The organism is Amycolatopsis sp. FDAARGOS 1241, from assembly GCF_016889705.1.
GTDB lineage: Bacteria > Actinomycetota > Actinomycetes > Mycobacteriales > Pseudonocardiaceae > Amycolatopsis.
Map to the genome: position 1 here is coordinate 4872786 of NZ_CP069526.1, position 25944 is coordinate 4898729.

Genomic DNA, 25944 nt, shown 5'->3' on the forward strand with positions numbered 1-25944 from the left:
AGGCGGCGGGGACGATACGTGCATGACACCTCGGACAGGCACTCCTGAGAGTTCGGCGAAACCGCGACTCGTCCTGTTCACCCTCGCCGCGGGTCAGTTCCTCATGGCGCTCGACAGTTCCGTCATGAACGTGTCGATCTCGGCGGTGGCCGAAGACGTGGGCACAACGGTGACCGGGATCCAAGGTGCGATCACCGCCTACACCCTCGTGATGGCGATGTTCATGATTCCCGGTGGCAAAGTGGGCGAACTCATCGGCCACAAGCGAGCGTTCACCATCGGCTGTTGCATTTACGGCTGCGGCTCCCTGACGACAGCGCTCGCGCCGAGTCTGCCGGTCCTGCTGCTCGGCTGGTCGTTCCTGGAAGGGATCGGTGCGGCGCTGATCCTGCCGGCGATCGTGGCGCTCGTCGCCGGCAACTTCCGCGCTGAACGGCGGCCGGCCGCCTACGGACTCGTCGCCGCCGCGGGGGCCGTGGCGATCGGGATCGGACCGCTCATCGGAGGCATCGCGACAACCTATTTCTCCTGGCGCTGGGTCTTCGCCGGTGAAGTCGCGATCGTGCTCGGCATCCTGGTCCTCGCCCGCCGCATCGCCGACGCGCCGCGCGAGAGGCGTCCGCGCATAGATCTCGTGGGCGCCGCGCTCTCCGCTCTCGGACTCGGGCTCTTCGTCTACGGGGTACTCCGCTCCGACGAATGGGGCTGGTTCCGGCCGAAGCCCGGCGCGCCCGCCTGGCTCGGGATCTCGCTCGTTGTCTGGATGATGCTGGCGGGCCTGCTCCTGGTCTGGCTGTTTTTCCACTACGAGGCCCGCCTCGTGGAGCACGACCGGGAACCACTCGTCGACCCGGCCTTCCTGCGGAACCGGCAGCTCACCGGCGGCCTGACGATGTTCTTCTTCCAATACCTCGTGCTGATGGGCGTGTTCTTCGTCGTACCGCTCTACCTGTCCGTCGCACTCGGCCTGTCCGCACTCGCGACCGGTGCGCGCATCCTGCCGCTCTCCCTGACGATGCTGGCCGTCGTGGTCTTCATCCCGCGGGTCTTCCCGAAGGTCTCGCCACGACTGGTGGTGCGACTGGGGGTCCTCGCGCTGCTCGTGGGGGCGGTGGTCCTGATGGCCGCGCTCGACGCGGACGCCGGGGCGGAAATCGTCACGATCCCCCTCCTGCTGATCGGACTCGGCATGGGAGCGCTGGCGTCTCAGCTCGGGGCGGTGACCGTGTCCGCGGTGCCGGACAGGCAGAGCGCCGACGTCGGCGGCATCCAGAACGCCGTCACCAACCTCGGCGCCTCGATCGGTACCGCACTCGCCGGGTCATTCCTCATCGCCGCGCTGACGACCTCGTTCCTGACCACGATCGAGCAGAACCCGGCGGTACCGGCCGAAGTGAAGAGCCACGCGGCCGTCGAGCTCCAGAACGGCGTGCCCCTGCTGTCGGACACCCAGCTCCAAGCCGCCCTCGACGCGGCAGGCGCGAGCCCGGACGTCACCCAAGCGGCGCTCGACGCCAACGCCGCAGCCAGGCTCGACGGCCTGCGTGCCGCGCTCGCCGTTCTCGCCCTCACCACCATCCTGGCCCTGTTCTTCACGAACCGGATCCCGACCACACAACCCCGCTCGAAGAAACCGTCCTGACCACTTCCGGCAGAACCCGCCCGCGCCTGCCCGCGTCCCGCCGCGACACGCCTCCTGGGTGCTGCGACCGGCTCGTCGCTGGTCCGGTCAACGGTTTCCGCGCACGGCAGTGGCAACGGTGACGATGGCGCCCACCAGCCGGGATTCCGTCCGGTACCGCGCTGCCAGCTCGGCGGTCGGCGCAACGGTGGTGGCCGGCGCCGCGGCGAGGACGGTGGACCAGACGTCCGCCACGGTCGCGCACGGCACCGGCTGCCGGCCAGGCATCGAGACGGTGAAGCCGTCCGGGCGACCGGCGACCCGGAGCTGGTTGCCCGCGGCGGCGCACAACGCGTCGATGATCTGGCCGGCGATCAGGTTGCCCCGGGTGGTGCGACCGTCCGGGAACACCGGGTCGGTGACCACCGACCGGCCGCAGGCTCCGCACACCTCGAACCCCTTCCTCACAGGCGGCTTCAGGGCATCACGTCGCCGGAGTTGGGCCCCAGCGTCTGCCCCACGAACAGGTTTCCACCCGGGTCGTCGGCCAGCAGCAGGGCCGCGGGGGCGACCTCCTCCGGCGTGCCGAACCGGCCCAGTGGCAGCTCGGCCCGCTTGGCCACCTTCCACGCCTGGGAGATGCCGTCGACCAGCGGGGTTTCGATCGGGCCGGGAGCGATGGCGTTGACCAGCACGTTGTCGGCCGCCACCTCCAGCGCCACGGCCTTGGTGAAGCCGATGACGCCGGCCTTGGCGGCGCTGTAGTGCCCGAGCCCGGTGCCACCCTTGAGGCCCAGCTGCGAAGAGATGTTGATGATACGGCCCCATCGCTGGGCGCGCATCGGCTTGAGCACCTCCCGGCTGCACAGGAACACCCCGGTGAGGTCGACCGCGATGGTCTCGTTCCACACCGCCAGGTCCATGTCCTCGGCCGGCGACTCGGTGAGCAGCCCGGCCGAGTTCACCAGGACGTCGACGGTGCCGAACTCGGCCCGCACCACGGCGAACGCCGACCGCACACTGTCCTCATCGGACACATCCACCGCGGTGACACCGGCGCCGGCGGTCCGGTCGAGGACGACGACCCGGTCGCCGTTGTCCCGGAACGCGGCTGCGATGGCCTTGCCGATACCGCTGGCGCCGCCGGTTACGACGACGGTCCGGCCACTCGCGCGCTTCATGCGCGCATCCGGACGGTCAGGCCACCGTCGACGACGATGGCCTGACCGGTCACGTAGTTCGCGGCCGGTGACGTGAGGAACCCGATCACGTCGGCCACCTCCTCCGGCCGGCCGACGCGGCCCCACGGGATGTCGTCGCCCGCGCGCCGCAGCCCGTCCGGACCGAGCGAGTTGACCGGGTCGAGCGACTGCGGCGTCTCGATCAGGCCGGGGATCGCCGCGTTGGCCCGGATCTGCCGAGGCCCGAGCTCGACCGCGACGCTGCGCACCAGGCCCAGCACCCCGGCCTTGGCCGCGGCGTAGTGGGCGTGCTCCTCCCAGCCGTAGACGCCGCCGGCGATCGAGGACACCGCGACCAGTGCGCCGCCCTCGCCCATCCGGGTCGACCCGGCCCGCAGTGTGCGCAGCACCCCGGTCAGGTCGACGTCGAGCATGTCGTGCCAGCGCTCGTCGGACAGGTCGGCCAGCGCGGAGTTGCGCAGGATGCCGGCGTTGGCGACCGCGTAGTCCAGCCGGCCGAACTCGTCCACCGCGCGTTGCGCGAACGCTTCCACCTGCTCGGTGCTGCGCACGTCGACCTCGTGGACCACCGCCTTCCCGCCGGCCGCCTCGACCTGCCGCAGCGTTTCGGCCGGGTCGTGCGGGTCGCCGGGGAACGTGCCGATCACCGTGTGCACGCCACGCTTTGCGTAGTGCACGGCCAGGGCGCGGCCGATGCCGCTGGCGGCGCCGGTGACGATCGCCGCTTTCGGCTCAGACATTCGGGTGGTCCTCTCGCAGGGCGGCCACGGGCGGTTTGGCACCGATCATCAGCACCCCGGAGACCAGGGTGCCGAGCGCGCCGACCCACAGGGCCGCCGCGCCGGTGCCCGCGCCCGCCGCGACGGCGGTGAACAGGGCGCCGCCGATGATCGTGCCGGGCTGGCTCATCGCACCGATGAACGACGTTCCGGTGGCCCGGCAGCTGACCGGGTAGCACTCGGCCATGAAGTACTCGATCGCCGCGTACGGGCCAACCAGGAAGAACAGCCCGGCGCCGTAGGTCAGGATGATCACGAACGAGCTGCTCGCGGCCGGGCTGAGCATCAGCGCGAAGCACAGGCCGGAGATGATCCAGCCGATGATGATGGTGCGCTTGCGCCCGATCCGGTCGCCGAGCCAGCCGTGGAAGACGTAACCGAAGTAGCCGATCGCGTTGATCACGATCAGCATCCAGAACGCGCTGGACAGCGAGACGTCCTTGGCGTTCTTCAGCACCGAGCTGCCGAGCACGCTGAAGATCGCGATGCCGAAGAAGTTGAGGATCCAGGCCAGCGACAGCACGATCGTGTTGCGCCGCAACGCCGGCTCCCACAGCCGCTTCAACGGCGAAGCCGAGGAGTGCTCGACTCCGTAGGAGGCCGCCAGCGCGTGCGCGTCGTCCGTGCGCCCGCCCTTCTCCAGCTCGGTCAGCTTCTGGTGCAGCTCGAACTGCGGCGTCTCGCGCAGCTTCCGCCAGATCACCCAGACCACGATCGCCGCCGGGACCGCGGCCATCACGTACAGCGCCCGCCAGCCCAGCGAGTCCAGGAAGACGAACGCGAGCGCGCTGGAGAGCAGGAAGCCCAGCGGCCAGCCACCCTGGATGAACGAGTAGTAGAACCCGGGGCGCTTGCGGCGTTTCTCGTCCTCGGTGACCTGGTAGACCTCGTTCATGTAGGTCGCGTTCACCGCCTGCTCGGAGAACCCGAGACCGCCGAACGAGCGGATGACGGTGATGATCACGCCGCTGACCGCGCCCAGCGCGGCCGGGATCACCGCGGTCAGGGTGGAGATGACCGCGGTGCCGCCGATGGTGGTCATCATTCCGCGGCGGCGGCCGAGCCGGTCGATGATCGGGCCGATCGCGAAGCACACGATCGCGGTGCCCACGGCGATCCAGGTGTTGATCTGGTAGGCCTCAGGTCGCCTTCCGGGAGAAGACCGGGAATCTGCGCTTCTCGTCGACGGCCGGCGCCGTCAGGTCGATGGGTTTGACGGATTCGACGCTCACGACCCGGCTCCCTTCCGCGGGTTGCGGGACAGGAAGGAGTCGGCGATCTGGTCGAAGGTCAGCCAGCTCACGCCCTCGTGGCCGTTGATGTGCTCGATCAACCGCTCCAGCATGAGCAGTACCTGCGGCCGCCCGGACACGTCCGGGTGGATGGTCATGGTGAAGGTGGCCTGGTCCATCTCCCGGTAGACCCAGTCGAACTGGTCCTGCCAGGTCTGGCCGAGCTCGCGCGGGCTGACGAAACCGTGCGAGTTCGCGGACGCCTTCACGAACATCATCGGCGGCAGGTCGTCCAAGTACCAGTTCGCCGGGATCTCCACCAGGTCCGTCTCCTCGCCGCGGACCAGCGGCTTCATCCAGGTCTCGGCCGGCTGGGCGTAGTCGATCTTGGTCCAGCTGTCGCCGACCCGGACGTAGTACGGCTCGAAGTCGCGGTGCATCAGCGAGTGGTCGTACTTGATGCCCCGCTCCAGCAGGATCTCGTTGGTGACGGGGGAAAACTCCCACCACGGCGCCACGTAGCCGGTGGGCCGTCGACCGGCGACCTTCTCGATCAGCTCGATCGAGCGGTCCAGGATCGCCGTCTCCTGCTCACGCGTCATCGCGATCGGGTTCTCGTGCGAGTAACCGTGCGCGCCGACCTCGTGCCCGGCGTCGACGATCGCGCGGGTCAGGTCGGGGAAGGTCTCGATGGAGTGGCCGGGTACGAACCACGAGGTGGTCAACCCGTAGCGCTCGAACAGGCGCAGCAGCCGTGGTCCGCCGACCTCGCCGCTGAACATGCCGCGGGAGATGTCGCACGGCGAGTCCTCGCCGCCGTAGGAGCCGAGCTGGCCGGCCACGGCGTCGACGTCGACGCCGAACGCGACCTGGATGTCTTTCGTCATGAACAGGCCTTTCCTGGAATGGGGAACAACGGGTGCGGGCGGAGCAGCGGAGTCAGGGTTCGCCTCCCCTCCCCGCGAAGGCCGCCGCGATGTCGTCGCGGGACCACCCGAGCCGCAGGAGTAGCGACAGCAGGACGAGCGATTGGGAAGGGCGCAGCAGCCCGGCCGGGATCGCGCCCGCGGCCAGCAGGTCCTTGCCGCCGCCGGCGCCGTACACCGGAACGACCGGGCCGGCGTGCACCCGGGTGCTGGTGACCACCACCGCGCCGCCCGCGGTGGCCTCGGCCACCGCCTCGCACAGCTTGGGGTTGGCGTTGCCGATTCCCGTGCCCTGCACCACGATCCCGGCCGCACCGGCGGCCAGCGAGGCGCGCAGGTGCGCCGCATCGGCGCCCGGGTAGGACGCCACCAGGTCCACCCGGCAGCCGGTACCGCCGTCGGGCAGCGGCAGCGGCTCCGGCCGGTCGCCGGCCCAGCCGTCGCGGCCGTCATCCGGATTGCTGAACGCGTGCGCCAGCAGGGTTTCCGACTTGCGCACCCCGCGGGCCGGGAACACCTCGCCGGCGAAGCAGACCAGCACCCCGCGGTCGCGGGTGGCCGGCGCCCCGGCCAGGGCCAAGGCGCGGGCCAGGTTGCCCGGACCATCCGGGGCGGGCGCGTCCGCGGCCCGCTGCGCGCCGGTGAAGACCACCGGCCGCGGGTCGGCGTGCACCAGGTCGGCGAGGAACGCCGTCTCCTCCATGGTGTCGGTGCCGTGCGTCACCACGACCCCGACCACCGACGGGTCGGCCAGCGCCTCGCGGATCCGGGCGCAGACCAGCAGCATGTCGTCCACGTCGAGGGTGTACGAACCGACCCGCAGCACGTCGACCACCCGGACCGGCAACGGGTGCGTACCGCCGGTGCTGCGCAGCAGGTCGCCGGCGCCGTCCGAGGCGACGGCCGCACCACCGAGCTCGGCGCGGCTCCGGGAGGAGATGGTGCCGCCCGTCGCGAGCAGCACGACGTGCTCGCCCCGCTCGCTCGTCAGGCTCGTCGTCACGGCCGGTTCACCTCCGCGCATCGTCGGTCGCCGCTACCCAATCGATTGGGTATCGGCGGCTGCGGCGTACCCAAACGTTTGGGTACAGTGGTGGGGACTGTACGGTGTGCGTCGAACCAGGGTCAACACCCAAAGTGGAGAGGCGGTGGGCGCGGGCGTGCCCGAAGCGAAGGCAGCGCGTGAGGACGATGGCGCGGGCGTCCCGGACGGGGCAGCCGTCGACCGCGTGCCGACCCTCAAGGACCTGGCCCGGCGGCTGGGCATCCACCCGTCGACCGTCTCCCGCGTGCTGAACTCCGACCCGGAATCAGCGCGCGGCGCCGCGTCCGACGCCACCGCGCGCCGGATCCGGGAACTCGCCGCCGAGCTCGGTTACTCGCCCGACCCGCAGGCGTCCGGCTTGCGCACCCGCCGCACCCGGCTGCTCGGCGTGGTCGTGCCGCGGCTGTCCGACCTGGTGCTGGCCGTCATGTATGAGGGAGTCGAAGCCGAGGCGGCGACCATCGGTTACTCCTCGTTCGTCACCAACTCCCGCGACGACGTGGACGAGCAGCGCCGCAAGATCGAGCTGATGCTGGCCCGCCGGGTGGACGGGCTGATCATCGGCGACCGGCACCTGGACGTCGACGTGGTGCTGTCCGACCTGCGCCGCCGGGCCGTGCCGTTCGTGCTGATGAACCGCCGCCACCCGGAGATCCCGTCGTCCGCCTGCGACGACACCCGGGGTGGCGAGCTGGTCGCCGAACACCTGTGGGACAAGGGGCACCGGGACGTCTGCGTGATCGCCGGCGAGCCCTACGCGACCACCGGGGTGGACCGCACTGCCGGTTTCGTGCGGCGCTGGCGGGAACTCGGCGGCGAAATCGGCGACGGCGACATCGTGCTGTCCCGGTTCGACACCCAGGGCGGCCGGGAAGCAGGCGAGAAGATCCTCTCGTCCGGCCGCCGGCCCTCGGCGCTGTTCGCGGTCAACGACTTCGCCGCGATAGGTGCGATGGGCGCGCTGCGCTCCTACGGCCTCACCGTCGGCCGGGACTGCGCGGTCGTCGGCTTCAACGACACCTCGCTGGCCGCCGAACTGCCGATCCCGCTGTCCTCGGTGCGCTCCCCGATGTTCGAAATCGGCCAGACCGCCGTGCGCCTCCTCCGCGCCGTCATGCGCGGCGAGCCCGCCGAATCGGCCCGCCTCACGCCGACGCTCCAGATCCGCGAAAGCAGCAGCTGACCGGTCCACTTGCGACAGACGCGAGTGGGAGCCGCCCGCGTTGCCGGAGGATCACCACCGAAGCCGGCGCACCGCGCTCCTGGGTGATCGCGCCCAGCCGCGCACCCGAAACCGGGCTCCAGCCGAACAGGCGTCCTCACCACCCTCAAAAGCCGAGTGCGCGCCGGACCTCGGCCAGGTGCCGCCGCGACACCGCGACGGTCTCACGATCGGGCCCGTCCAGGACGAGCGCGAATCCGCCGTGGAAGGTCGGGGCGATTTCGCGCACCCGGTGCAGGTTCACCACGTAGTGCCGGTGCACGCGCAGGAATCCGTGGGGCGCCAGCCTCGTCTCCAGCCGGCCCAGAGTGTGGTTCAGGGCCCGCAGCCGGCCCCGGTCGGTCAGCAGCCACACGGTCTTGCCCTCGGCCTGCGCGACCCGGATCTCCCCCGGGGCCATGAGCAGGATGTGCCCGCAGTGGACGCCGGCGAGCCGGAACACCGGCGCGTCGGCGGCCTCGGTCGCCGGCGGTGCGTGCGCGCTGCTGGTGAGCAGCGTGCCCATGAGCTGTCCGTCGTGCTGAATGGGCTGGACGGTGATCGGGCACCCGTCCTCCGCGCACGCGGCCAACCGCAGCGCGCTGGCCCGTGCGCGGGAACCGAGCACGGCGTGCCCGACTTCGTTCGCCGCCACCAGCCGCCCGCGCCGGTCGATGACCGCCAGCGGCCCGGCGCCGGCGGCGGTCCGAGGTCGCAGCGAGCCGGGCAGCTCGGTGAGCACCTCATTCCGCCGGCGACGCAGACCATGGCCCAGCTCCTCGGCGCACCAGTGCAGCCGCGCGATCGCGAGCGCCGCCAGCGGACGGCGATGCACCAGGAACGCGAGGACCGCGCACGGCCGGGGCCGCTCGGGATCGGCCACCGCGACGCCCGCGCCCGACCAGTCGGCCAGGTCGCCGCGCCAGTGCTCCGGACCCGTCACCTGGGCTTGTCCGTCGAGCAGCGCGGTGCCGAGGGCATTGGTACCGCGGCTGTTCTCCGACCAGTCGTGTCCCGGCGCGAGCTGGTGCGCGGCGGCGAGCGCGACGGCCGAACGACTCCCGAACACCGCGACGACCCGCCCGTCGCCGGCCGCGACCGCCACCACCCCGTCCGTTCGGGTGAGGTCGGCCGCCAGCGAGCGGGCGGCCGACACGACGGTGCGCGGAGCCTCGGCAACCGGCTCCGGCGGCGGCGTGTCGGGGGCGATGCCGTAGACCTCGCGGCAGCGCTGCCAGGACGCCTCGATCGCAGGCCGGATCGCGGCACTGCCGTTCGTTCCGGGTTCGTGGCCGCCGGCGCCGGCCTGCTCACCGTCCACGCCGACCTCCTCGCGTTCGGGCGGCCCCCTGAACAGACTAGGACGGACCTGGCCGGCCGGGATAGCGCCCGTGTGCTGCCGCCCGGGCAGACCGATGATTCCGGCCGATCCGATGACCCGATGCAGGGAGGTTTCGTCATGGCCATCGACTTCACCCTCACCCCGGAACAACGGGAAGTCCAGGCGAACGCCCGTGCCTTCGCCCGCGACGTACTCGCGCCGGTGGTCCGCGCGGCCGACGCCGAGGCGGACCCGTTGCGCGCCTTCCAGATGACCAAGGAGGCCTACGTGCGGGCCTACCGAGCCGGCATCGCGTTCTGCATGCTGCCCGCGCAGTACGGTGGCGGCGGTCTGTCCAATGTGGACCTCATATTGGCCGCCGAAGAGGTGTGCGCCGTGGACCCCGGTTTCGCCTGCACCCTCCTGGTGAACGGCCTGGGGCTGTTGCCCGTCTGGTACTGGGGCAGCGACGAGCAGAAGGAACGCTTCCTGCGCGCGGCCACGTCCGATCCGACCGGCGAGTACATCGTCGGGTACGCGGTGAGCGAGCCGGCCGGCAGCCCTGGCGGCACGGCGAACTTCGACGCACCCGATGCGTCACCCGTCGGAATCGGTGTCACCGCCACGCTCGATGGCGATCACTACGTGCTCAACGGCCGCAAGTACTGGCCGTGCAACGTCGCGGGCTGGGACGGGCAGGGGGCCAACGCGAGCATCGTCGTGGTGCGCACCGACCCGTCGAAGGGCGGCACCGAGGGGCTTTCGGCGATCATGGTCGAGCGCGGCACCCCTGGGGTCAGCTTCAACCTCATCAGCAAGATGGGGCATCGGCTCACCCCCAACGCCGAGATCGTCTTCACCGACGCGCGTGTTCCCGCGAACAACCTCGTCGAGGGCACTCGCGGTAACGGCGACCTGCTGATCAACCGCAACTTCGCCTGGTCGGGTCCGGTGGCCGGGATCGCGGCGGTCGGTGTGGCCCGAACCGCGTACGAGTCCGCCCTCGAGTGGGCGCGGACCTACACCGCGGGCGGCCCGAGCCCGATCATCAACTACCAGAACGTCGGGTACGTGCTCGGGGACGTCGCGGCGCGGATCGAGATGTGCCGCTGCTTCTGCTGGAAGACCGCACACTTCCTGGACCGGCACGACTACCACGGCGAGCTGATCGGCGCGATGTGCAAGATCCAATGCACGGAGCTGATGTTCGACGCGGTCTACAAGTGCATGCAGGTCGTGGGCGTGAACAGTCTGGACAAGCAGCACGAGTTCGAGAAGCTGCTGCGCGAGGCCGCGGTACTGCCGCTCTACGACGCCGGCAACTTCGGCATGCAGCGCCGTCGCGTCCACGGCGTGCTCGCCAGCCCGGACTACGACCCGCGGGCACTGATGGACAGCGAATTCGTGCCCTTCACGAAGTTCATGGAATCCATCGACACGGTCCCCGCCTACCCGGAGACCCCGCTTCCCGTGTGACGGTTGAGCGCCCGGGTGTGTCCCGACGCACCCGGGCGCCGGCCTGGCGGGACCGGTACCGGCGACGTCGCCCCGGGCCGCAGCGTCGAGCAGAAGGGGCGTCGCCCGTTGCGACACCTCTTCCGGCCCGGCGCCGAGCGCGCCGGCGCGGGTACCCGGCGAGCAGGAAGACCAGACCGGAAGACCGGGAGGGGCCACCGGGGAACATCCACGCGCCGGGGAGGCTGTCATTCGCGCGCGACGGCGGCAGCAGCATGCCGGCGGCGCACGACCAGGTAGGCGACAGAGAGCAGGACGAAGAACGGGACACCGGCCTCCCAGGCCGGCTGCAACCCGTCGATGAACGGCGTGGACAGGGTCACCGCGACGAGGAAGAGGATGGCCAGCGGGACGGTGACACTCGCTCCCCACAGGCGCACCGACGAGTCGGGCAGGCCGTGGGCGCGGCGGTCGCGGCGGAACTTCCAGTGGGTCACCAGGATCAGGATCCAGACCACGAGCGCACCGAAGATCGACACGCCGAACAGGGCGACGTAGGCGCTGTCGGCCGCCGCGACCGACACGATCGCGGCCAGGGCGAGGCCGACGGCGGACAGGACGAGCGCGTCCCTCGGCACGCCGGATCGGCTCAGCCTGCCGACCCTGGCCGGGGCGTAGCCGTCCTGTGCGAGTGAGTGGAGCATGCGGGTGGTCAGGTACAGGTTGGTGTTGGCACTGGAGAGCGCGGCGGTGAGCACGACGAAGTTGGTGATCGCAGCAGCAGCGGGGATGCCCGCGCCCGCGAAGACGCGCACGAACGGACTCGCGGTCACCGTGCCGTCCTGCGAGATCTCCGTCCACGGCACGACGGTCAGCACGATGGCGATGGCCAGCACGTAGAAGAGCACCAGGCGCAGCACCATCCTGCGCACCGCTCGCGGCACGTCGCGCACGGGATCGGCCGACTCGGCCGCGGTGATCGACACGACCTCGGTGCCGATGTAGCTGAACAGCACGAACACCATGGCCAGGAACAGGCCGCCGAGGCCGTGCGGGAGGAATCCGCCGTGGGTGGTGAGGTTGGCCAGTCCGGCCGGCGGCGCCTTGGGCAGGCCGACGAACACGAGCACCAGGCCGAGCAGGATGAACACGATGATCGCGGCCACCTTCACCGCGGACAGCCAGTACTCGGCGGTGCCGAAGAACGTGACCGCCGCTGCGTTGGCGGCCAGCACGACGACCGAGAACACCACGACGGGCAGCCACAACGGCAGCGACGGCCACCAGAACTGGACGTAGATACCGGCGGCGATGACCTCGCCGCCGACCGCGATCACCTGGATCGTCCAGTACGTCCAGCGTTGCACGAACCCGGCCCAGGGACCGAGGTAGGTGTGCGCGATCGCGCCGAACGCGCCCGCGGTCGGGTGCACGACGACCATTTCCGCCAACGCCCAGGCAATGACGAGGGCGACCAGTGCGCAGATCGCGTACGCGATGATCGTGCCGGGGCCGGCCTGGGAGATGGCCAGGCCCGAACCGAGGAACAGGCCGGTGCCGATCGCGCCGCCGAGGCCGATCATGGACATCTGCCGGCCCGTCAACGACCTGCGCAGTCCGCCGGAATCGCGTTCCTCCATCGTGGACACTCGTTCCTCCGTCTTGCCGGCCACCGGCGTCTGTGACTGCGTCGAACGGTGCTTGGCAGCATTCGCGGTCGGGGTGCCGCTGTCAATAGTGTCGCCGAAATCCTTCAGCCGGGTTAAACGTTGGAGGTGCGGCATGATCTCCCGACTCCGGAACGCGTTCGCGCGACCGAGCCGGACACGGTGGTACGGCTGGGTTTTGCCGATGGCCGTGGTGCTCACCGAAGGCGTTTGCCAAGCAGTGATCAGGCGGTGCGCAGCAGATCCTTGTGCGTGTGCAGGGCGGCGAGCAACCGGTCGATGTCCCCGTCGGTGTTGTAGCAGTGCGGGGACACGCGCAGGTTGCCGCCGCGCGAGGACACCACGATCCCCTCGGCGCCCAGCCGCTCGACGAGCTGTTCGGCGTCGGTGGACGCGATGGCGACCAGCGGGCCGCGGTGCGCGTGGTCCTCCGGCGTTGCGACGATGCCGCCCATGCCGGCGACCTCGCCGATCAGCCGGTCGTTGAGCCGTTCGACGTGTTCCGCGGTGCGTTCGACGCCGATCTCCAGCATCAGCTCGACGCCGGCGATGGCCGCGTAGACCGACGGGATCGGCGGCGTACCCGACTCGAACCGCCGCGCGTTGGGCGCGGGCCGATACTCGCTGATCTGCATGGCGTTGACGTCGATGTCGGCGAACCAGCCGGTCACGGTGGGCACGAGGTGGCCGGTGGTCGCCGGGTTGGCGTAGAAGTAGCCGATGCCGGGCGAGGCCAGCAGGTACTTGAGCGCGCCTCCGGTCACGAAGTCGACGCCCAGCGCGCCGACGTCGATCGGCACTGCGCCGGCCGACTGGTAGGCGTCGGCCAGTATGAGCGCGCCACGCGAGTGCGCCAGCTCGGCGATCTCGGCGAGGTCGAGCCGGCTGCCGTTGCGGAAGCAGACGTGCGTCACCGACACGATCGCCGTGCGCTCGTCGATCGCGGCGGCCAGCCGGTCGAGCGAGAGCGTGTTGTCGGGCTCGGCCGGCACGTGCACGACGCGCGCGCCCCGCCGGGCCTGGGCGTGCCAGATCTGACCGATGGTCGGGAACTCCAGATCGGTGGTGACGATGGTGTCGCGCTCACCGAAGTCCAGCGCCGAGGCCAGCGAGGCGACGCCGGCCGAGGCCGAAGTGGTCACGGCGACCGAGTCCGGTTCGGTGTGCAGCAGCCGCGCGAACGCGCCTCGCGCGCGTTCGGACTGCTCGACCCAGTGGCTCCACAGCGAGCCTTCCGCTTCCAGGCTGTCCAGGTAGCTGGTGTAGGCGGCGCGGACGCTGTCGGCCAGCGCACCCTGGGAGCAGCTGTTGAGGTAGACGCGGTTTTCGAAGATCGGGAACCGGTGACGGATGCTTTCGCCCAGCCCGGTGGATGTGTCCTTCATGTCAGCGACCGCGCCCCGATCCGACGGTGAGTTCGTCGTGGATGTGTTGTGCCGCAACGCGTTGTTCGGCGCGGTCGGCTTCGGACGGTGTAACGCACTCGTAGGTGCGGCCTCGGGTGATGACCTGGACGGGCCGGTGCAGCGCGCTCAGGTCCTCCGTGGGATCGCCCCGCACGGCGACCACGTCGGCGGCCAGCCCCTCGGCAAGCCGACCGGTGACCGAGCCGAGGCCGAGTGCGGTCGCGGCCCGATGCGTTGCCGCGGCGAGCACCGCGCGCGGCGACATGCCGGCGTCGGCCAGCACGTCGAGGCCGTCGGCGTAGTTCTCGAACGGGACGAGGCCGATGCCGGCGTCGGTGCCGGCGACCAGCTCGACCCCGGCGGCGAGCATCCCCCGCAGGTTCGCGAGCAGCGCCTCTCGCTCGTCCCACGGGCAGAAGTACGGGTCGGCCAGGCATGCCGTGTTCATGGTGGGGCACACGGCGATGCCGGCGGCCGCGATCTTCGCGGCGATGCCCGGATCGAACCGCGATCCCTCTTCGGTGACCCAGCCGCAGTGCTCGATCATGTCGACGCCCGCGTCGACCGCGCGGCGAATCCCCTCGACGCCGAGCGCGTGGGTGGTCACCGGCAAGCCGAGTTTGTGCGCTTCCTCGACGCAGGTGCGCAGCTCCTCTTCGGTGTAGCGGGCCTCCCAGGGCCTGCTGCCCGCGGTCATGAAACCGCCCGTGGCCATGATCTTGACGACGTCCGAGCGCTGCTTGGCCCTGATCCGGACCTGCCGCGCGACCTCCAGCGCACCGTCGGCTTCGCCACCCATCCGCCACGCATGCCCGCCGGTCACGGTGATCGGCGCGTTGGCCACGAGCAGGCGGGGGCCGGGCACGAGGCCGGCCCGCACGGCGTCGCGCACGGTGCTCGCGACCTCGCCCCGGCAGCCGAGATCACGGGCGGTGGTGATGCCCGCGTCGAGCAGCCTGCGCGCACTGTTGATCATGCGGCAGGCCAGTTCGGCGTCGCTGCCGGTCAGCTCGCTGCCGGTGGCCGCGGCCGAACCGTCCATGGCCAGGTGCACGTGGCAGTCGATGAGGCCGGGCAGTAGCGTCACATCGCCCAGTTCGAGCAGGCGCGCGGACGAGGTCAGCTCGTGCGGCAATTCGGCGAAGCGACCGACGGCGACGATCCTTCCGCCGTGCACGGCCAGCGCCCCGTCGGAGATCAGTTCGGCGTCCGCGGCCGGCAGCATCCGGCCGGCGCGCACCACGAGGTCGGCTTTTTCGGCTGGCATTCAGCTCCTCCCGCACCAAGCTCGCGTCCGAGCATAGGGCGGCCTTTAACACCGGTCAACGCGTTCAACCCCATTGACATCGGCGTGCGAGCGCCGCACCCTGAGGTACCCCATCGGCGCGGCGCGGGCACCCAGGGAGGCCACCGTGCAGGCACTGTCCGAGCAACCACCGATCCGTCGCCGCCGCCGGCACCGGCTTCTGCTCTTGGTGCCCTTCGTGTGGTGCATCGCCGCGGTGCCGTGGGCCGGCGCGGTGCAATACGCCTTCGGCCACGTGCCGTTCCTGCTGGTGTGGATGGTGGCCGGAGTGATCGTCGGAAGCGCCGCCATCGGCGGCGTCTACCTCATCGACCGCCGTCACGGCGTCCTCGATCAGCCGTAGGCATTCCGATGACGTACCTCATCGCACTGGTGGTCAGCGTCGGCTCCATCGCGGTCGGCGCCCTGCTCGCGGCCCGCGGCAGGCGGGTCGACGTCACGGAGTGGGCGGTCGGTGGCCGCCGCTTCGGCAGCTACCTGTTCTGGTTCGTGCTCGCGGGCGAAACCTTCACCACCTTCGCCCTGCTGGGCGCGTCGCAGACGGTTTACGCCGACGGCGCGCCGGGTTACTACGTGCTCGGCACGGTCGTGCTCACGTCGGCCATCGGCTACTGGGTGGTGCCCAGGATCTGGCGCGCCGGCAACCGGCACGGCCTGCTCACCGAGGGCGACTACTTCACCAGCCGCTTCGACGCGCCGTGGCTGGGCGCGGTGCTGGCACTGTTCGGCATCGTCGGGCTGCTGTTGTACTCGGAGGTGCAGCTCACCGGGCTGGCCCTGATCTTGCGCACCCTGTTCGGCGACGGCATGTCCAACACCTGGTACGTGATCATCGCCGGCGCCGCGGTCGCCGCGTTCGTGCTGGCCGGCGGGATGCGCAGCGTCGCGTTCGGCTCGGTGGTCAAGGACCTGCTGCTGCTCGTCGTGCTGCTGGTGATCGCGGTGACGGCGGCCAATGCGGCGCAAGTGGACGGTTGGGGCGGCATCTTCGACGCGGTGGCGCGGAAACACCCGTCGGCGGCGACACTGCCGGGCACGGCCGGCGGAACCTCGACCAACACCTGGTGGTGGATGAGCTTCCTGCTGCTCACGCCGATCGGCGCGTTCGTGCTGCCGCATTCCTTCCAGGTCTCCTACACGGCCAGGGACATCGGCACGATCCGACGCAACCAGATCGTGCAGCCGCTGTACTCCCTGTTCTACATCCTGATCATCGTGATCGCGCTGGCCGCGCTGCTCGCCCAACCGGGCCTGAAGGGCGCGGACGCCAACGGCTCGCTGCTGCTGTTCGTGCGGGACCACTCCCCCGGCTGGCTGGTCGGCCTGCTGGCCGGCGCCGGCATCCTGGTCGCGCTCGTGCCGACCGGCGTGCTCCTGCTGACCTGCGGCAGCCTGTTCACCCGCAACGTCTACCCGTTGCTGCGCAAGGAGCCCGGCGACCGCGAACAGCTGCGGGTGAGCCGGATCGCCGTCGTCGTGCTCGCCGTGCTGGCCGTGGCCGTCACCGCGACGCAGAACAGCGCGCTGGTCAACGTCATGGTCAACGTGTACAACGCGATCGGCCAGCTCGCGCCGGCCTTGTTCCTGTCGCTGCTGTGGCGGCGGATCACCGCGCTCGGCGCGCTGTGCGGGGTGATCGTGGGCACCGCCGGCATCGTCCTCCCGCCGTTGAACGCGGCGCTGCTGTCGCTGTGCCCGCCCGGCACCGTGATCGGGCTGCCCGCGCTCGTGCTCAACACCGTGGTGACCGTGCTCGTCAGTCTGGTCACCCGGGCGCCGGGCCCGGCCGCGATTGCCGTCGGCCTGCCCTCCGAGACCGTCGACACGGCGACGCCGAAGCCCGTCAGCGAGCCCGGTTGATCCGGCTGCGTGCGAGGATGACCACGTGGTAGGCAGCAGGATTCGAGAACTGCGGGCGGCGCGTGGCCTGACGGTCACCGAGCTGGCCCGGCGCGCCGAGGTGTCCACCGGGCTGATCAGCCAGGTGGAGCGGGAGCTCGCGGACCCGAGCCTGGTCACCGTCCGCAAGATCGCCAAGGCACTCGACGTGCCGTTGTTCAGCCTGTTCGAGGAGTCCGAGACCGACGACGTCGCCGTGGTGCGCCGGCACACCCGCATGCAGATCCAGTCACCCGGCGGGATCCTGTACTCCCGCATCTCGGCCGGCCGCGGTCGGCTGGAAGTGCTGCAGGGCACGCTCGCCCCGGGCACGGCGTCGGCAGACGAACCGTGGTCACATCCCAGTGAAGAGTGCGCAGTGGTGATCGCGGGCAAGCTCGTGGTCGAGGTGGCCGCCACCGAACGCGCACTCGACGTCGGCGACAGCTGCTACTTCAACTCGCGCCTGCCGCACCGTTACGTCAATCCCCACCGCAAACCGGCCGAGTTCATCATCTCGATCACCCCGCCCAGCTACTGAGCCGTTTCGCCAGGCGCCTGGGGCGATCGACGAGATGCCGGGCCTCCGGCTGCCACCCGTCGAGCGTGGCGGTGATGCGCTGCGGCCGTGTCTGCGCGACCGTGGCACTCTCGCGCGAGGCCTGGCCGACGACCCGTCGCGCCTGCTGACTCGCTGCTCGCTCGTCCTCCGGTGCGTCGGAAACCAGGTTGTCGAGCCGACGCCGCCCCCCGCGTCGGACAGGCGAACACGCGGGGTCTCCCGCCGGCGCTGCGTACGTAACCTTTCCGTAGTTCTTCCGAAGCGAACGCCGCGGGCGCGCGCCACTCTGAGCGAGTACGAATCACCACCGCACGAGAAAGGAAAACGAAGGTGCGCAACACCTTGAGCGAGCTCGGCGCGCTGCACTTGATCCGGCCGACTGCCGGCGCCGCGCCGCACGCTTGGGCCGCCTGGCACGAGCGCCGCGCGCTCGTGCTCGACGCCCTCGCCGCCGACGGCAGCACGCTGGCTGCCACCTCCGCCGCGGCGGCACACCGCAAGGCAGCAGAACTGCGGGAAGGAGCCGGCGGCGCACCAGCGCGACCCCGGCCGCCGGGTGCGCCCTCTCCCCGAACCGGGGCGTGAGCGAGGACTTGATTTTGCCTGCGCCCCAGTCACGCAGACGTCCTGCGGGACAGCCCCAGACGACGCGCAGACGGCATCGGCCCCAGCGGCACCGGCTCGCCGGCTGCGCCCGCCGGCCCGCTCCACGGTCCCGAAGAACCCGGCACCACACCGCTGCTCGGACGGTTACCTGCTCGGACTTTCCACACCGGAAACACTTCTTCCCACGGCTGGTCTCACTCGGCCACGCCGGCACCCCGGTACCCCTCGTTGCGCGATGCGCGGGCCCTTCCCGGTGGCTCTCCCCAGGGCAATCCTGCGAAGTAGGCGGGAATTCACGTAATCCGCATCGCAGCAGAACGGGACTCTCCACAAAGGACTCGTTCGCGGCCAGGCCCCGGCGGCCCTCGTCGATGATCGCTTCCCAGAGAATCCGCAGATCGATGCGGAAGGCGTGCAGCAATGCGGGCAACGGCAGCCGCTGGCGCGCCCGGACCCGCCCTGCCTCGGCAGCCGCGTCCGCGATCGCCGGCGGGATGGGCCGGCCCGCGGCCCGGGTCAGCGCCAGCGTCCGCCGCATCATGGCAATCACATCCGCCCGGCTGACCTCGGACGTCGCGTACTCCGGTTCGTCGGCGCGCAGCCGGTCCACCGCACGGTGCACGAGCTCGTCCAGGCGAGTGTCCAGCACGCGTCCCGCGACCAGCCGAATCGCTTGGTGAGGATCGAGTTCCGAGGGCGGCATGCCCACGTCCTTCCCGCAATCACCCACCACGTCCCGCCGCGCGACGACCGCTTCCCGCAGGCGTGCCGATCGTGCCGGACCGCCCAGCCAGGAGGCAACTCCGCCGCGTCGCCCTCGAGCTGGTGCGCCACCAGCGAACGCGGGTGTTTGCTGGGCGGGGAACAGTCCCGGCAGCGGGCACCCTGCCGGGGTTGACGAGCCTGGTGCCACGGCACCCCATAACGAACATTCATGACCTGAGACACCGTGCACCGCGGCGGTTTTGGGGATCATGGTCTCCGATGATGTGGCGGATCGACTCACCGACAGCCGACACAACGGCGCGCCGGGTCAAGCCGGCCCAGGCGCCTCGTCCGGCCCCGCTGTGGCCGGACGCCGTCGCCCGGTTGTGCCCGTGTCGCGGCCGGTCCCCGATGCGCCGACCTCGACAACGTCCCACCGACACCTTGGAGCAACCATGCCGCGTCCCTACGCCAGCGGAGTCGTCGCCGCACCCGTCGACAAGGTCTGGACCCACGTCCGCGCCTTCGGCGACCTACCCGCCTTCCTCACCGCCATCGGACAATGCCAGATCGTCGAAGGCACCGACGGACAAGTCGGCGCCGTCCGCAGGCTCACCCTCGCCACCGGCGGCGACCCCTTCGACGAACGACTACTCGCCCTCGACGACCCCACCCACACCCTCACCTACACCTTCACCGGCGCAAACCCCTTCGGCGTACGCCGCTACACCTCCACACTCCGCCTCAGCCCCATCACCGACACCGGAGACACCTTCGTCGAATGGTGGGCCGAATACGACGCCGACGCCAGCCAAGAAGAACAACTCAACCACACCTTCGCCCACGACGTATACGCCACCGGCATCGACGGCCTCCGACAACTACTCGCCTAGCACGTCCGGGCCGAGTCAAACGTGACGGTCGCCGAGGTCTACGCGAGGATTGACCCCCTCGGCGACGTCTGCGGGGCACTGGCGACGCGACGACGGCGGGCTTGAGCCGCCTATACCGAGCGCTCAACCCCGAGCCACCCAGCGCCAAGGCGAGCTGCGACAAGCGGTGACGCCATCACCCGTTTACCCGGTCTGCGGCGGCGTGTCCGGCAAGGCGTGTTCGACGGCCGGATGCGCCGCTCGCCGGCGGACGACGGTCGCCGTGAGAGCTGCGGCCGCGGCCGCGGTGGCGGCTAGCAACACGAAGCCGAGCCGGTAGGAGCCCGTGGCGCCGAAGACCACGCCCATGACCAGAGGTGGGAAGAAGCCGCCCAGGCCACCGGCCGCTCCGACGACTCCGGTCACGGCACCGACCTCGCCCGGTGCGACCAATCGCGCCAAGAGCGCGAACACCGCACCGGTTCCGGCGCCGAGGGCGCCGGCGATGCCGAGGAAGAGCAGCGTGCCGACGGGCATCAGTGGTAGTTCGAACGCGGCGGCGAGCGCCAGGACACCGACCACGGTGAAGGCCGCGACGAGGATCTTCACCGGATCGGCGCGGTCGGACAGCCAGCCGCCGACCGGCCGCATCGCGACGGCGAGCACTACGAAGCCGGCGGTGCGCAGAGCTGCGTCCCCACGGTCGAGACCGAACGAGGTGACGAGGTAGGTGGGCAGGTAGACGCTGAACGCGACGAACCCCCCGAACGCCACCGCGTAAAGAGCGGCGAGCTGGCCGGTCGCCCCAATTCGCACGGCAGAACCCAGCCTGCCGAGGAAAGTCCCGGCGGCACGCTGGCGACCCGGGCGGTCCCGCACCACGACGAACGCGAGCACGGCGTACCCCACGAGCAGGCCGGCGACCAGGTCGAACGGAAAGCTGCTTCCGAAGGCTTTGGCCAGCTGAACGGTGGAGAACGCCGAGATGGCGGTCCCGACCATCCCCACGCCGAAGATCCCGAGGGCCAGCCCGCGGCGTCGCGGTGGGTACCACGAGTTCACGAACGGGACGCCGATCGCGAAGGTGGTGCCGCCGAGGCCGAGGAAGAAGCCGCCGACGAGGTAGCCGGTCAGCGAACTGGCGCCGTGCCCGAGGTAGAGCACCGGGATCGCGGTGAGCAGGGCGACGACCGGCTACATGAGCCGGGCGCCGAGGCGGTCGGTGAGCGCGCCGACCGGGATCCGCCCGAGTGAACCGACGATGACCGGGAGAGCGACCAGGATCGCCTGCTGCACGGAGGACAGGTGCAGTTGTTCACGCAGCGTTGCGCCCAGGGGTGACAGCAGAGCCCATGCCCAGAACGTGACCGCGAAGCCCGCGGTGGCCATCGCGAGCATCATCCCGGGGCGGTCGGCCGGTCGCACGGCGGAAGGGTGATTCCGCCGGCGGGACGGGGATTTCGTCACGGTCGGCTCCTCCCGGTGTGAACGGTCGCCCAGCCGCCGGGACGACGTCGCTTTCATCGTCGCCATGAGCCGACGGAGCGGAGAATGGTCGTTGGGCTTCTGAACAAAGGCCCTTCGGCATGGCTTCCGGACGTCCGTCCTTGACGCAGACCACGACTTCACGACCGGCACGCAGCGGGTGGTCCTCAGCCACCCGCAAAGGCCCCCGACACGTCCGGCGCGGTTGACGTGTTCCCCCGGTCCAGCTCCGCGGCCGGCTTCCACTTGAAGAGCAACCTCCCGCCATCGCGGTGGACCAAAGTGGACGACGCTACTGCACGCCGGCGAGGTCACGGGAGAATCCGCCGACGACAGCATCACCGCTGAGCAAGTGAACGAATTTTTCCCCCGCCGGGCTGAGGCTTCCCGGCACGTACGAGAGCTGCTATTCCTGACTTCCCAGCCCGCAGGAACGAGTGGAACCGGCTTCCGACACCCGGAACATTCGCCCGTTGATGGTTTCCATCGGGATCCGCAGGAAGTGTGAGCGTTCTCCACCGGGCCATGGCCGGTGGCGGGGTTCGGCCAGCGTCACCAGCTCGTCGATTTCGGTGATCGAGTTCGCCTTGCCGAGTACGACAACACTCCATCCGGTGCGGTTGACGGGGTCGATGCTGTCGACCTCGAACGCGACCACTTCGTCGACGAGCTTGGCGATCGACCCGGTGCGGCTGCACCGGACGATGATGTTTCCCTCGTGCACCAGGAAGTTGACCGGTCGGATGGCGGGCACCGCGTTCTCGGAAAACACCAGCCTGCCCACCGGCTGGGTCGACAGCAGGTCGATGCATTCCCGTGGGGTCAAGGGGCGCAACTCGGTCATCGTCGATCCCGGTGGTCGGCGGAACAGCAGGTTCACCGTTGAGCGTGCCCGCCTGCACACAGCGGCGGCAGGGCAAGAAGTCCTCGACCCTCGGGACAGTCGGCCGGCATCCCGCCCGCTGCCGCGGTGTCCGGCCGTACCACTGGCTCATCGACCTCCGCACACCTCAGCTCCGCTGACAGCGCCGGTCGGCGACGCCCTGCTGAGGATGGTCAAGCACATGGTTGCGCGGACATCGGGCACTAGTGTCGTGAGTCGTTAATTAGTTGGCAGTATGCGGAGAGGGTTTCCAGGATCTGGTCGGCTGGCTTGGTCCAGACGAACGGTTTCGGGTCGGCGTTCCATTCGTTGATCCAGCACCGGACGTCGCGTTCGAGTTCGGTGACGCTGCGATGGGCTGAGCGGCGCAGCTTGCGGTTGGTCAGTTCGGCGAACCATCGTTCGACCAGGTTCAGCCAGGAACTGCTGGTCGGTGTGAAGTGCAGGTGGAACCGCGGGTGCCGGATCAGCCATTCCTTGACCTTGGGTGTCTTGTGGGTGGCGTAGTTGTCCAGCACCAGATGCAGGTCCAGGTCTTTCGGGACCGCGGCATCGATCAGCTTCAGGAACCGCAGGAACTCCTGATGGCGATGTCGACGGTAGTGCTGTGCGATCACCGAGCCGCTGGAGATGTCGAAGGCGGCGAACAGGCTGGTGGTGCCGTGCCGGACGTAGTCGTGGGTCATCCGTGCCGGGGTGGTGGGCATGATCGGCAGAATCGGTGCGGTGCGATCGATCGCCTGCATCTGGGATTTCTCGTCGACCGCGAGGACCAGCGCGTTCTCGGGTGGGCTCATGTAGAGGCCGACGACATCGCGGACCTTGTCCACGAATTGCGGGTCCGTGGACAGTTTCCAGGTCTCGATCGCGTGCGGTTTGAGCCCGAATGCCCGCCAGATCCGCGAGATCGCTGACTGCGACATCCCCGTGGCCGAGGCCATCGAGCGAGTCGACCAGTGCGTGTCCTGGCCCGGCGTTTCCTCCAGCGTCTTGGTGATCACCGCGTCCACCCGCTCGTCAGTGATCAGGCGCGGCCGGCCAGGGCGAGGCTCATCCGACAAACCCTCCAGCCGGTCTTCGGCAAACCGCGACCGCCATTTCGACACCGTGTTCCGTGAGACACCCACATCCCCGGCGACCTCGCCGATCGACCCGCCCTCGGCGCAGCGCAACACAATCCGGGCTCGCAACGCCAGCGCCTGCGCGGTCTTGCGGCGACGCGCCCACCCGGTCAACACCGACCGTTCCTCATCAGAGAGCACCACGGGGTCAAGCTTCGGGCTCGGCATCACCACACCCTACAGCTGCCCACGAACTACCGACTCAGGACACTAGCGTGCCTACGCACGAGAGCCGTTGTTCGGGGTGTTGCCGGCCCGCCGCGATCGCCGGCGGCGGGAGCGGCTGGTGCCCGACGCGGATGCCGACGTCGAGGCCCGGGGTGACGCGTTCACCGCGTCGGCGGCCCTGGCCGAGATGGCGGCACCGCTACCGGCGGGGGACCACACCGGAGCAGACCCAGACCGCGGCCGTCGCGCAGTGGCTCGCGGGTGGCCTGCTCGCCGGGAAGGTTCTTCCCCCCGTCGAACTGCCGAAGAGCCTCGACCTCTTGCATTGACTGACTTACTCCGGCCGGCTTCATCGGGCCTGCCCGTCACGGGAATGAAGGGCGCCGTCCGCACGAGCCTTCTCGGCAATGGCCTGGAGGGCGGAGATGTGCTCGGCGAGGGTGGCGCGGCCGGTGGCGGTGAGGCTGAGCCAGGTGAGGGGGCGCTTGCCGACGTAGCCTTTGCGGACTTCGACGTAGTCGTTCTTGGGCAGTGTCGTCACCTGTTTGGACAGTGCCGAGTCGGTGACCTTCACCGAGTCCCGGACGAATCCGAACTCGGCCCATTCCGCGGCGGCGAGCAGCGAGACGATGGCCAGTCTCGTCGGATCCAGCAGGAGCTGGTCGAAGCCGGCCACGGTTTCAGTCCCTCTCCTGCCGGCGCAGCAGCCACAGCTTGAACCTGGGGTCCAGGACCACGATGTAGAGCCCCGCCAGCGCACCGTAGTAGACCTCGCCGTGCGGAACGGGGAACAGCTCGGCGACGACGGCGACGGCGACCCCGATGCCGAGGATGGGCGCGATGCGCAGCAGGCGCTCGCCGACGGACAGGCTCCGGTCCGATACCAGCACCGGGCGACCGAGCAGGGTGCCGCCCGCCCGATGCTCAGGCCGAGTGCCAGCACGACGACAAGACCCAGCAGAGCCCAGCCCACCCAGGCTTGCGCTGCCGGGAGCAGGTCGCTGGCCGCGCAGCCAAGGAAGACGGCCATGCCGAAGGTGATCGAGAGCCACCGAGAGCCCACGACGGACGTGATCACCCGCTCTCGGCTCTCGTGGATCGTGCGTAGCGCCGCCACCGCTTCGTCCGGCGCGGGCTCGTTCACCATCGTCGCTCCCTCGTCGGTTCCGCGCGCTTCGCCGCGCGCAGGGTCAGCCACTGGTCCACGGCCACTCACCCTCCCTCAGGAAAGTACTTGCCTGAAGAGAAACCCAGTCTGCGCTTTCCAGGTAGGCAAGTACTTTCCCAGGAGAGGGTGATGTGAGGGCGGCGCACCGGTGGATCCACAGGCGCGGGTCAGCCCGCCGTCCGTGTGCGACGGGGCCGGAACTGGGACGCGGGTGTGGCTCGCCGGCCCTTCCATCCGGTCGGCAACGCATCCACACGAGCCGCCAGCGGCCATTTTGCGCTGTTCGTCCCATTCAAGGATCGATTGTGCTCTACTGCAGGCGCACCCACCCGAGAGGATCTTGCGCTGTGGTAGCCGAGCGGATGAACGCGACCGACCAGGCCGCACCCGCGGTCGACGTGTACGACCTCGACTTTTTCAGGTCGACACAAGCAGTGGATCGCGGCGATCGAGAACCGAGACTCGACGCCGGTATGGCTTGGTCACAAGACCAATGAGGGACACCAGGCAGCACTGGTGGGCACCCTGCCTCACACTGCTTTCGCGCCCGGTACGGCACCACTGGAGTGGCGCGCGCCCGGTATGGCACTCGGCAAGCTGATGGGCGTCGTCGAGCCGGCGGCGCCCGGTGCGTATCGCGCCACCCTCGGCAGGGCGGTACAAGCACACCTGACCGAGCGGGCCTCCGACCTGTCCAGGTGGCCACGTGTGACGTGGACGGTGGACGGTGCCCGCGTCCAGGCGGCGGTGCTGCACTTCGCGGGAGCCTGGCTCGCTCTCACCGACGAACTGAGTGATGCCTACCTCACCACCGTCGGGGTGGGGCTTTCACCCGGCGATCTGATATTCCGTAAAACGTACGGTGAAGGATACGGGGTCGACTTTTCCGCACCTCTCACCATCGCCCAGCTCCACCGGCTCCCCGTCGAGCAGATGCCACAGCCGACCCGGCCTCACCCGGACCTGCGCCGACTCGCCAAGATCGGCCAAAACGCGAACCAGCGCACCAAGGGGTGATCACCTGGATGGCGGTAACACTCACTCCCCCACGCTAGCAGTTTTCTACCTTTAAATTTCGAGTCGCGCAAAGAAAAGGACTCGGTCGTCAATCCGGCGTTCGCCGGCTTTTCGGGCAACAGGCTCCACAATCGCCGCGCCAACGTCGACATCCGCCGACACCGCCAATCAGTACTACATCATCACCGTCGCCAAGAACGCACCGGGAAGCCCCGAATCGAAGGTGATCGACAACCCGCGCCTGGACAACACGCGAAGCGGCCGCGGCAAAACACCTCGAGGCCGCACGACAGCCGGAGCGCGCAGAAACCACCAGAG

25 protein-coding genes are annotated in these 25944 nt (G+C 69.9%); 9 read left to right on the forward strand and 16 right to left on the reverse strand.

The window, feature by feature from the left end:
* The first annotated feature begins 22 nt into the window (after window positions 1-22).
* On the forward strand, window positions 23-1642 hold the full coding sequence (locus I6J71_RS24015) for an MFS transporter (protein ID WP_204096761.1): 1620 nt from the start codon (window positions 23-25) through the stop codon (window positions 1640-1642).
* Window positions 1643-1729: 87 nt separating this feature from the next.
* Here the strand turns inward: I6J71_RS24015 and I6J71_RS24020 are convergent, their stop codons facing one another.
* From I6J71_RS24020 to I6J71_RS24045, 6 genes are all read right to left on the reverse strand, one after another.
* On the reverse strand, window positions 1730-2089 hold the full coding sequence (locus I6J71_RS24020; RefSeq protein WP_204096762.1) for a hypothetical protein: 360 nt from the start codon (window positions 2087-2089) through the stop codon (window positions 1730-1732).
* Between the two features lie 8 nt (window positions 2090-2097).
* Window positions 2098-2802 carry an SDR family NAD(P)-dependent oxidoreductase gene (locus I6J71_RS24025; protein ID WP_204096763.1) on the reverse strand — a complete coding sequence of 235 codons (705 nt, stop codon included), beginning with the start codon at window positions 2800-2802 and terminating at the stop codon, window positions 2098-2100.
* On the reverse strand, window positions 2799-3563 hold the full coding sequence (locus tag I6J71_RS24030; protein WP_204096764.1) for an SDR family NAD(P)-dependent oxidoreductase: 765 nt from the start codon (window positions 3561-3563) through the stop codon (window positions 2799-2801). The genes I6J71_RS24025 and I6J71_RS24030 overlap by 4 nt, the downstream gene beginning before the upstream one ends.
* Window positions 3556-4713, reverse strand: coding sequence for an MFS transporter (locus I6J71_RS24035; RefSeq protein ID WP_204096765.1), 1158 nt, complete (start codon window positions 4711-4713; stop codon window positions 3556-3558). Before I6J71_RS24035 ends, I6J71_RS24030 begins: the two co-directional genes overlap by 8 nt.
* A 117-nt stretch (window positions 4714-4830) precedes the next feature.
* A complete protein-coding gene (locus I6J71_RS24040) occupies window positions 4831-5721 on the reverse strand; it encodes a polysaccharide deacetylase (RefSeq protein WP_204096766.1) in 891 nt (296 codons plus the stop codon).
* Between the two features lie 52 nt (window positions 5722-5773).
* A complete protein-coding gene (locus tag I6J71_RS24045; RefSeq protein ID WP_204096767.1) occupies window positions 5774-6763 on the reverse strand; it encodes an asparaginase in 990 nt (329 codons plus the stop codon).
* A 145-nt stretch (window positions 6764-6908) separates the two neighbouring features.
* Between I6J71_RS24045 and I6J71_RS24050 the strand changes: the two genes are divergently transcribed.
* Window positions 6909-7988, forward strand: a complete 1080-nt coding sequence (locus tag I6J71_RS24050; protein ID WP_239155244.1) for a LacI family DNA-binding transcriptional regulator — start codon at window positions 6909-6911, stop codon at window positions 7986-7988.
* A 145-nt stretch (window positions 7989-8133) separates the two neighbouring features.
* Here I6J71_RS24050 and I6J71_RS24055 read toward each other — a convergent pair whose 3' ends face one another.
* On the reverse strand, window positions 8134-9498 hold the full coding sequence (locus I6J71_RS24055) for a DNA-binding protein (RefSeq protein WP_204096769.1): 1365 nt from the start codon (window positions 9496-9498) through the stop codon (window positions 8134-8136).
* Between I6J71_RS24055 and I6J71_RS24060 the strand changes: the two genes are divergently transcribed.
* On the forward strand, window positions 9466-10803 hold the full coding sequence (locus tag I6J71_RS24060; RefSeq protein WP_204096770.1) for an acyl-CoA dehydrogenase family protein: 1338 nt from the start codon (window positions 9466-9468) through the stop codon (window positions 10801-10803). The genes I6J71_RS24055 and I6J71_RS24060 overlap by 33 nt on opposite strands.
* Window positions 10804-11030: 227 nt before the next feature.
* Here the strand turns inward: I6J71_RS24060 and I6J71_RS24065 are convergent, their stop codons facing one another.
* The 3 genes from I6J71_RS24065 to I6J71_RS24075 form a co-directional block, all read right to left on the reverse strand.
* On the reverse strand, window positions 11031-12422 hold the full coding sequence (locus I6J71_RS24065; protein WP_204097211.1) for an amino acid permease: 1392 nt from the start codon (window positions 12420-12422) through the stop codon (window positions 11031-11033).
* 251 nt (window positions 12423-12673) lie between these two features.
* Entirely contained in the window at window positions 12674-13834 is a 1161-nt protein-coding gene (locus I6J71_RS24070; RefSeq protein ID WP_204096771.1) for an aminotransferase class V-fold PLP-dependent enzyme, read from the reverse strand.
* Between the two features lies 1 nt (window position 13835).
* Window positions 13836-15122 (reverse strand): amidohydrolase family protein, encoded by a 1287-nt coding sequence (locus I6J71_RS24075; RefSeq protein WP_204096772.1) that lies wholly within the window; start codon window positions 15120-15122, stop codon window positions 13836-13838.
* A gap of 145 nt (window positions 15123-15267) precedes the next feature.
* Between I6J71_RS24075 and I6J71_RS24080 the strand changes: the two genes are divergently transcribed.
* From I6J71_RS24080 to I6J71_RS24100, 5 genes are all read left to right on the forward strand, one after another.
* Window positions 15268-15504, forward strand: a complete 237-nt coding sequence (locus I6J71_RS24080) for a DUF3311 domain-containing protein (protein WP_204096773.1) — start codon at window positions 15268-15270, stop codon at window positions 15502-15504.
* 8 nt (window positions 15505-15512) lie between these two features.
* Window positions 15513-17021 carry a sodium:solute symporter gene (locus tag I6J71_RS24085; RefSeq protein ID WP_204096774.1) on the forward strand — a complete coding sequence of 503 codons (1509 nt, stop codon included), beginning with the start codon at window positions 15513-15515 and terminating at the stop codon, window positions 17019-17021.
* Window positions 17022-17046: 25 nt separating this feature from the next.
* The gene (locus tag I6J71_RS24090; RefSeq protein ID WP_204096775.1) at window positions 17047-17580 is read left to right on the forward strand and encodes a helix-turn-helix domain-containing protein; all 534 of its coding nucleotides are present in this window, start codon (window positions 17047-17049) and stop codon (window positions 17578-17580) included.
* A 351-nt stretch (window positions 17581-17931) separates the two neighbouring features.
* Window positions 17932-18186 (forward strand): hypothetical protein, encoded by a 255-nt coding sequence (locus I6J71_RS24095; RefSeq protein ID WP_204096776.1) that lies wholly within the window; start codon window positions 17932-17934, stop codon window positions 18184-18186.
* 1181 nt (window positions 18187-19367) lie between these two features.
* Window positions 19368-19805 (forward strand): SRPBCC family protein, encoded by a 438-nt coding sequence (locus I6J71_RS24100; RefSeq protein ID WP_204096704.1) that lies wholly within the window; start codon window positions 19368-19370, stop codon window positions 19803-19805.
* A gap of 183 nt (window positions 19806-19988) precedes the next feature.
* On the opposite strand, the gene I6J71_RS24105 is transcribed toward I6J71_RS24100, so the two are convergent.
* From I6J71_RS24105 to I6J71_RS48725, 6 genes are all read right to left on the reverse strand, one after another.
* The gene (locus I6J71_RS24105) at window positions 19989-20948 is read right to left on the reverse strand and encodes a nitrate/nitrite transporter (RefSeq protein ID WP_370542187.1); all 960 of its coding nucleotides are present in this window, start codon (window positions 20946-20948) and stop codon (window positions 19989-19991) included.
* A 30-nt stretch (window positions 20949-20978) separates the two neighbouring features.
* Window positions 20979-21209, reverse strand: coding sequence for a hypothetical protein (locus I6J71_RS51010; protein WP_370542188.1), 231 nt, complete (start codon window positions 21207-21209; stop codon window positions 20979-20981).
* Window positions 21210-21675: 466 nt separating this feature from the next.
* Window positions 21676-22149, reverse strand: coding sequence for a pyridoxamine 5'-phosphate oxidase family protein (locus I6J71_RS24110; RefSeq protein WP_239155246.1), 474 nt, complete (start codon window positions 22147-22149; stop codon window positions 21676-21678).
* 206 nt (window positions 22150-22355) lie between these two features.
* On the reverse strand, window positions 22356-23441 hold the full coding sequence (locus I6J71_RS24115; RefSeq protein WP_204092332.1) for an IS630 family transposase: 1086 nt from the start codon (window positions 23439-23441) through the stop codon (window positions 22356-22358).
* Between the two features lie 349 nt (window positions 23442-23790).
* Entirely contained in the window at window positions 23791-24117 is a 327-nt protein-coding gene (locus tag I6J71_RS48720; protein ID WP_239155248.1) for a transcriptional regulator, read from the reverse strand.
* A gap of 4 nt (window positions 24118-24121) precedes the next feature.
* On the reverse strand, window positions 24122-24331 hold the full coding sequence (locus I6J71_RS48725; protein ID WP_239155250.1) for a hypothetical protein: 210 nt from the start codon (window positions 24329-24331) through the stop codon (window positions 24122-24124).
* A gap of 794 nt (window positions 24332-25125) precedes the next feature.
* Here I6J71_RS48725 and I6J71_RS24125 point away from each other — a divergent pair.
* Entirely contained in the window at window positions 25126-25626 is a 501-nt protein-coding gene (locus I6J71_RS24125; protein WP_204096777.1) for a hypothetical protein, read from the forward strand.
* Window positions 25627-25944: the final 318 nt, after the last annotated feature.

Coding starts and splice junctions, on each gene's coding strand:
- I6J71_RS24015 (WP_204096761.1), top strand. CDS start 23: ATGACACCTCGGACAGGCACTCCTGAGAGTTCGGCGAAACCGCGACTC.
- I6J71_RS24025 (WP_204096763.1), bottom strand. CDS start 2,802: ATGAAGCGCGCGAGTGGCCGGACCGTCGTCGTAACCGGCGGCGCCAGC.
- I6J71_RS24030 (WP_204096764.1), bottom strand. CDS start 3,563: ATGTCTGAGCCGAAAGCGGCGATCGTCACCGGCGCCGCCAGCGGCATC.
- I6J71_RS24040 (WP_204096766.1), bottom strand. CDS start 5,721: ATGACGAAAGACATCCAGGTCGCGTTCGGCGTCGACGTCGACGCCGTG.
- I6J71_RS24060 (WP_204096770.1), top strand. CDS start 9,466: ATGGCCATCGACTTCACCCTCACCCCGGAACAACGGGAAGTCCAGGCG.
- I6J71_RS24065 (WP_204097211.1), bottom strand. CDS start 12,422: ATGGAGGAACGCGATTCCGGCGGACTGCGCAGGTCGTTGACGGGCCGG.
- I6J71_RS24070 (WP_204096771.1), bottom strand. CDS start 13,834: ATGAAGGACACATCCACCGGGCTGGGCGAAAGCATCCGTCACCGGTTC.
- I6J71_RS24075 (WP_204096772.1), bottom strand. CDS start 15,122: ATGCCAGCCGAAAAAGCCGACCTCGTGGTGCGCGCCGGCCGGATGCTG.
- I6J71_RS24085 (WP_204096774.1), top strand. CDS start 15,513: ATGACGTACCTCATCGCACTGGTGGTCAGCGTCGGCTCCATCGCGGTC.
- I6J71_RS24100 (WP_204096704.1), top strand. CDS start 19,368: ATGCCGCGTCCCTACGCCAGCGGAGTCGTCGCCGCACCCGTCGACAAG.
- I6J71_RS24115 (WP_204092332.1), bottom strand. CDS start 23,441: ATGCCGAGCCCGAAGCTTGACCCCGTGGTGCTCTCTGATGAGGAACGG.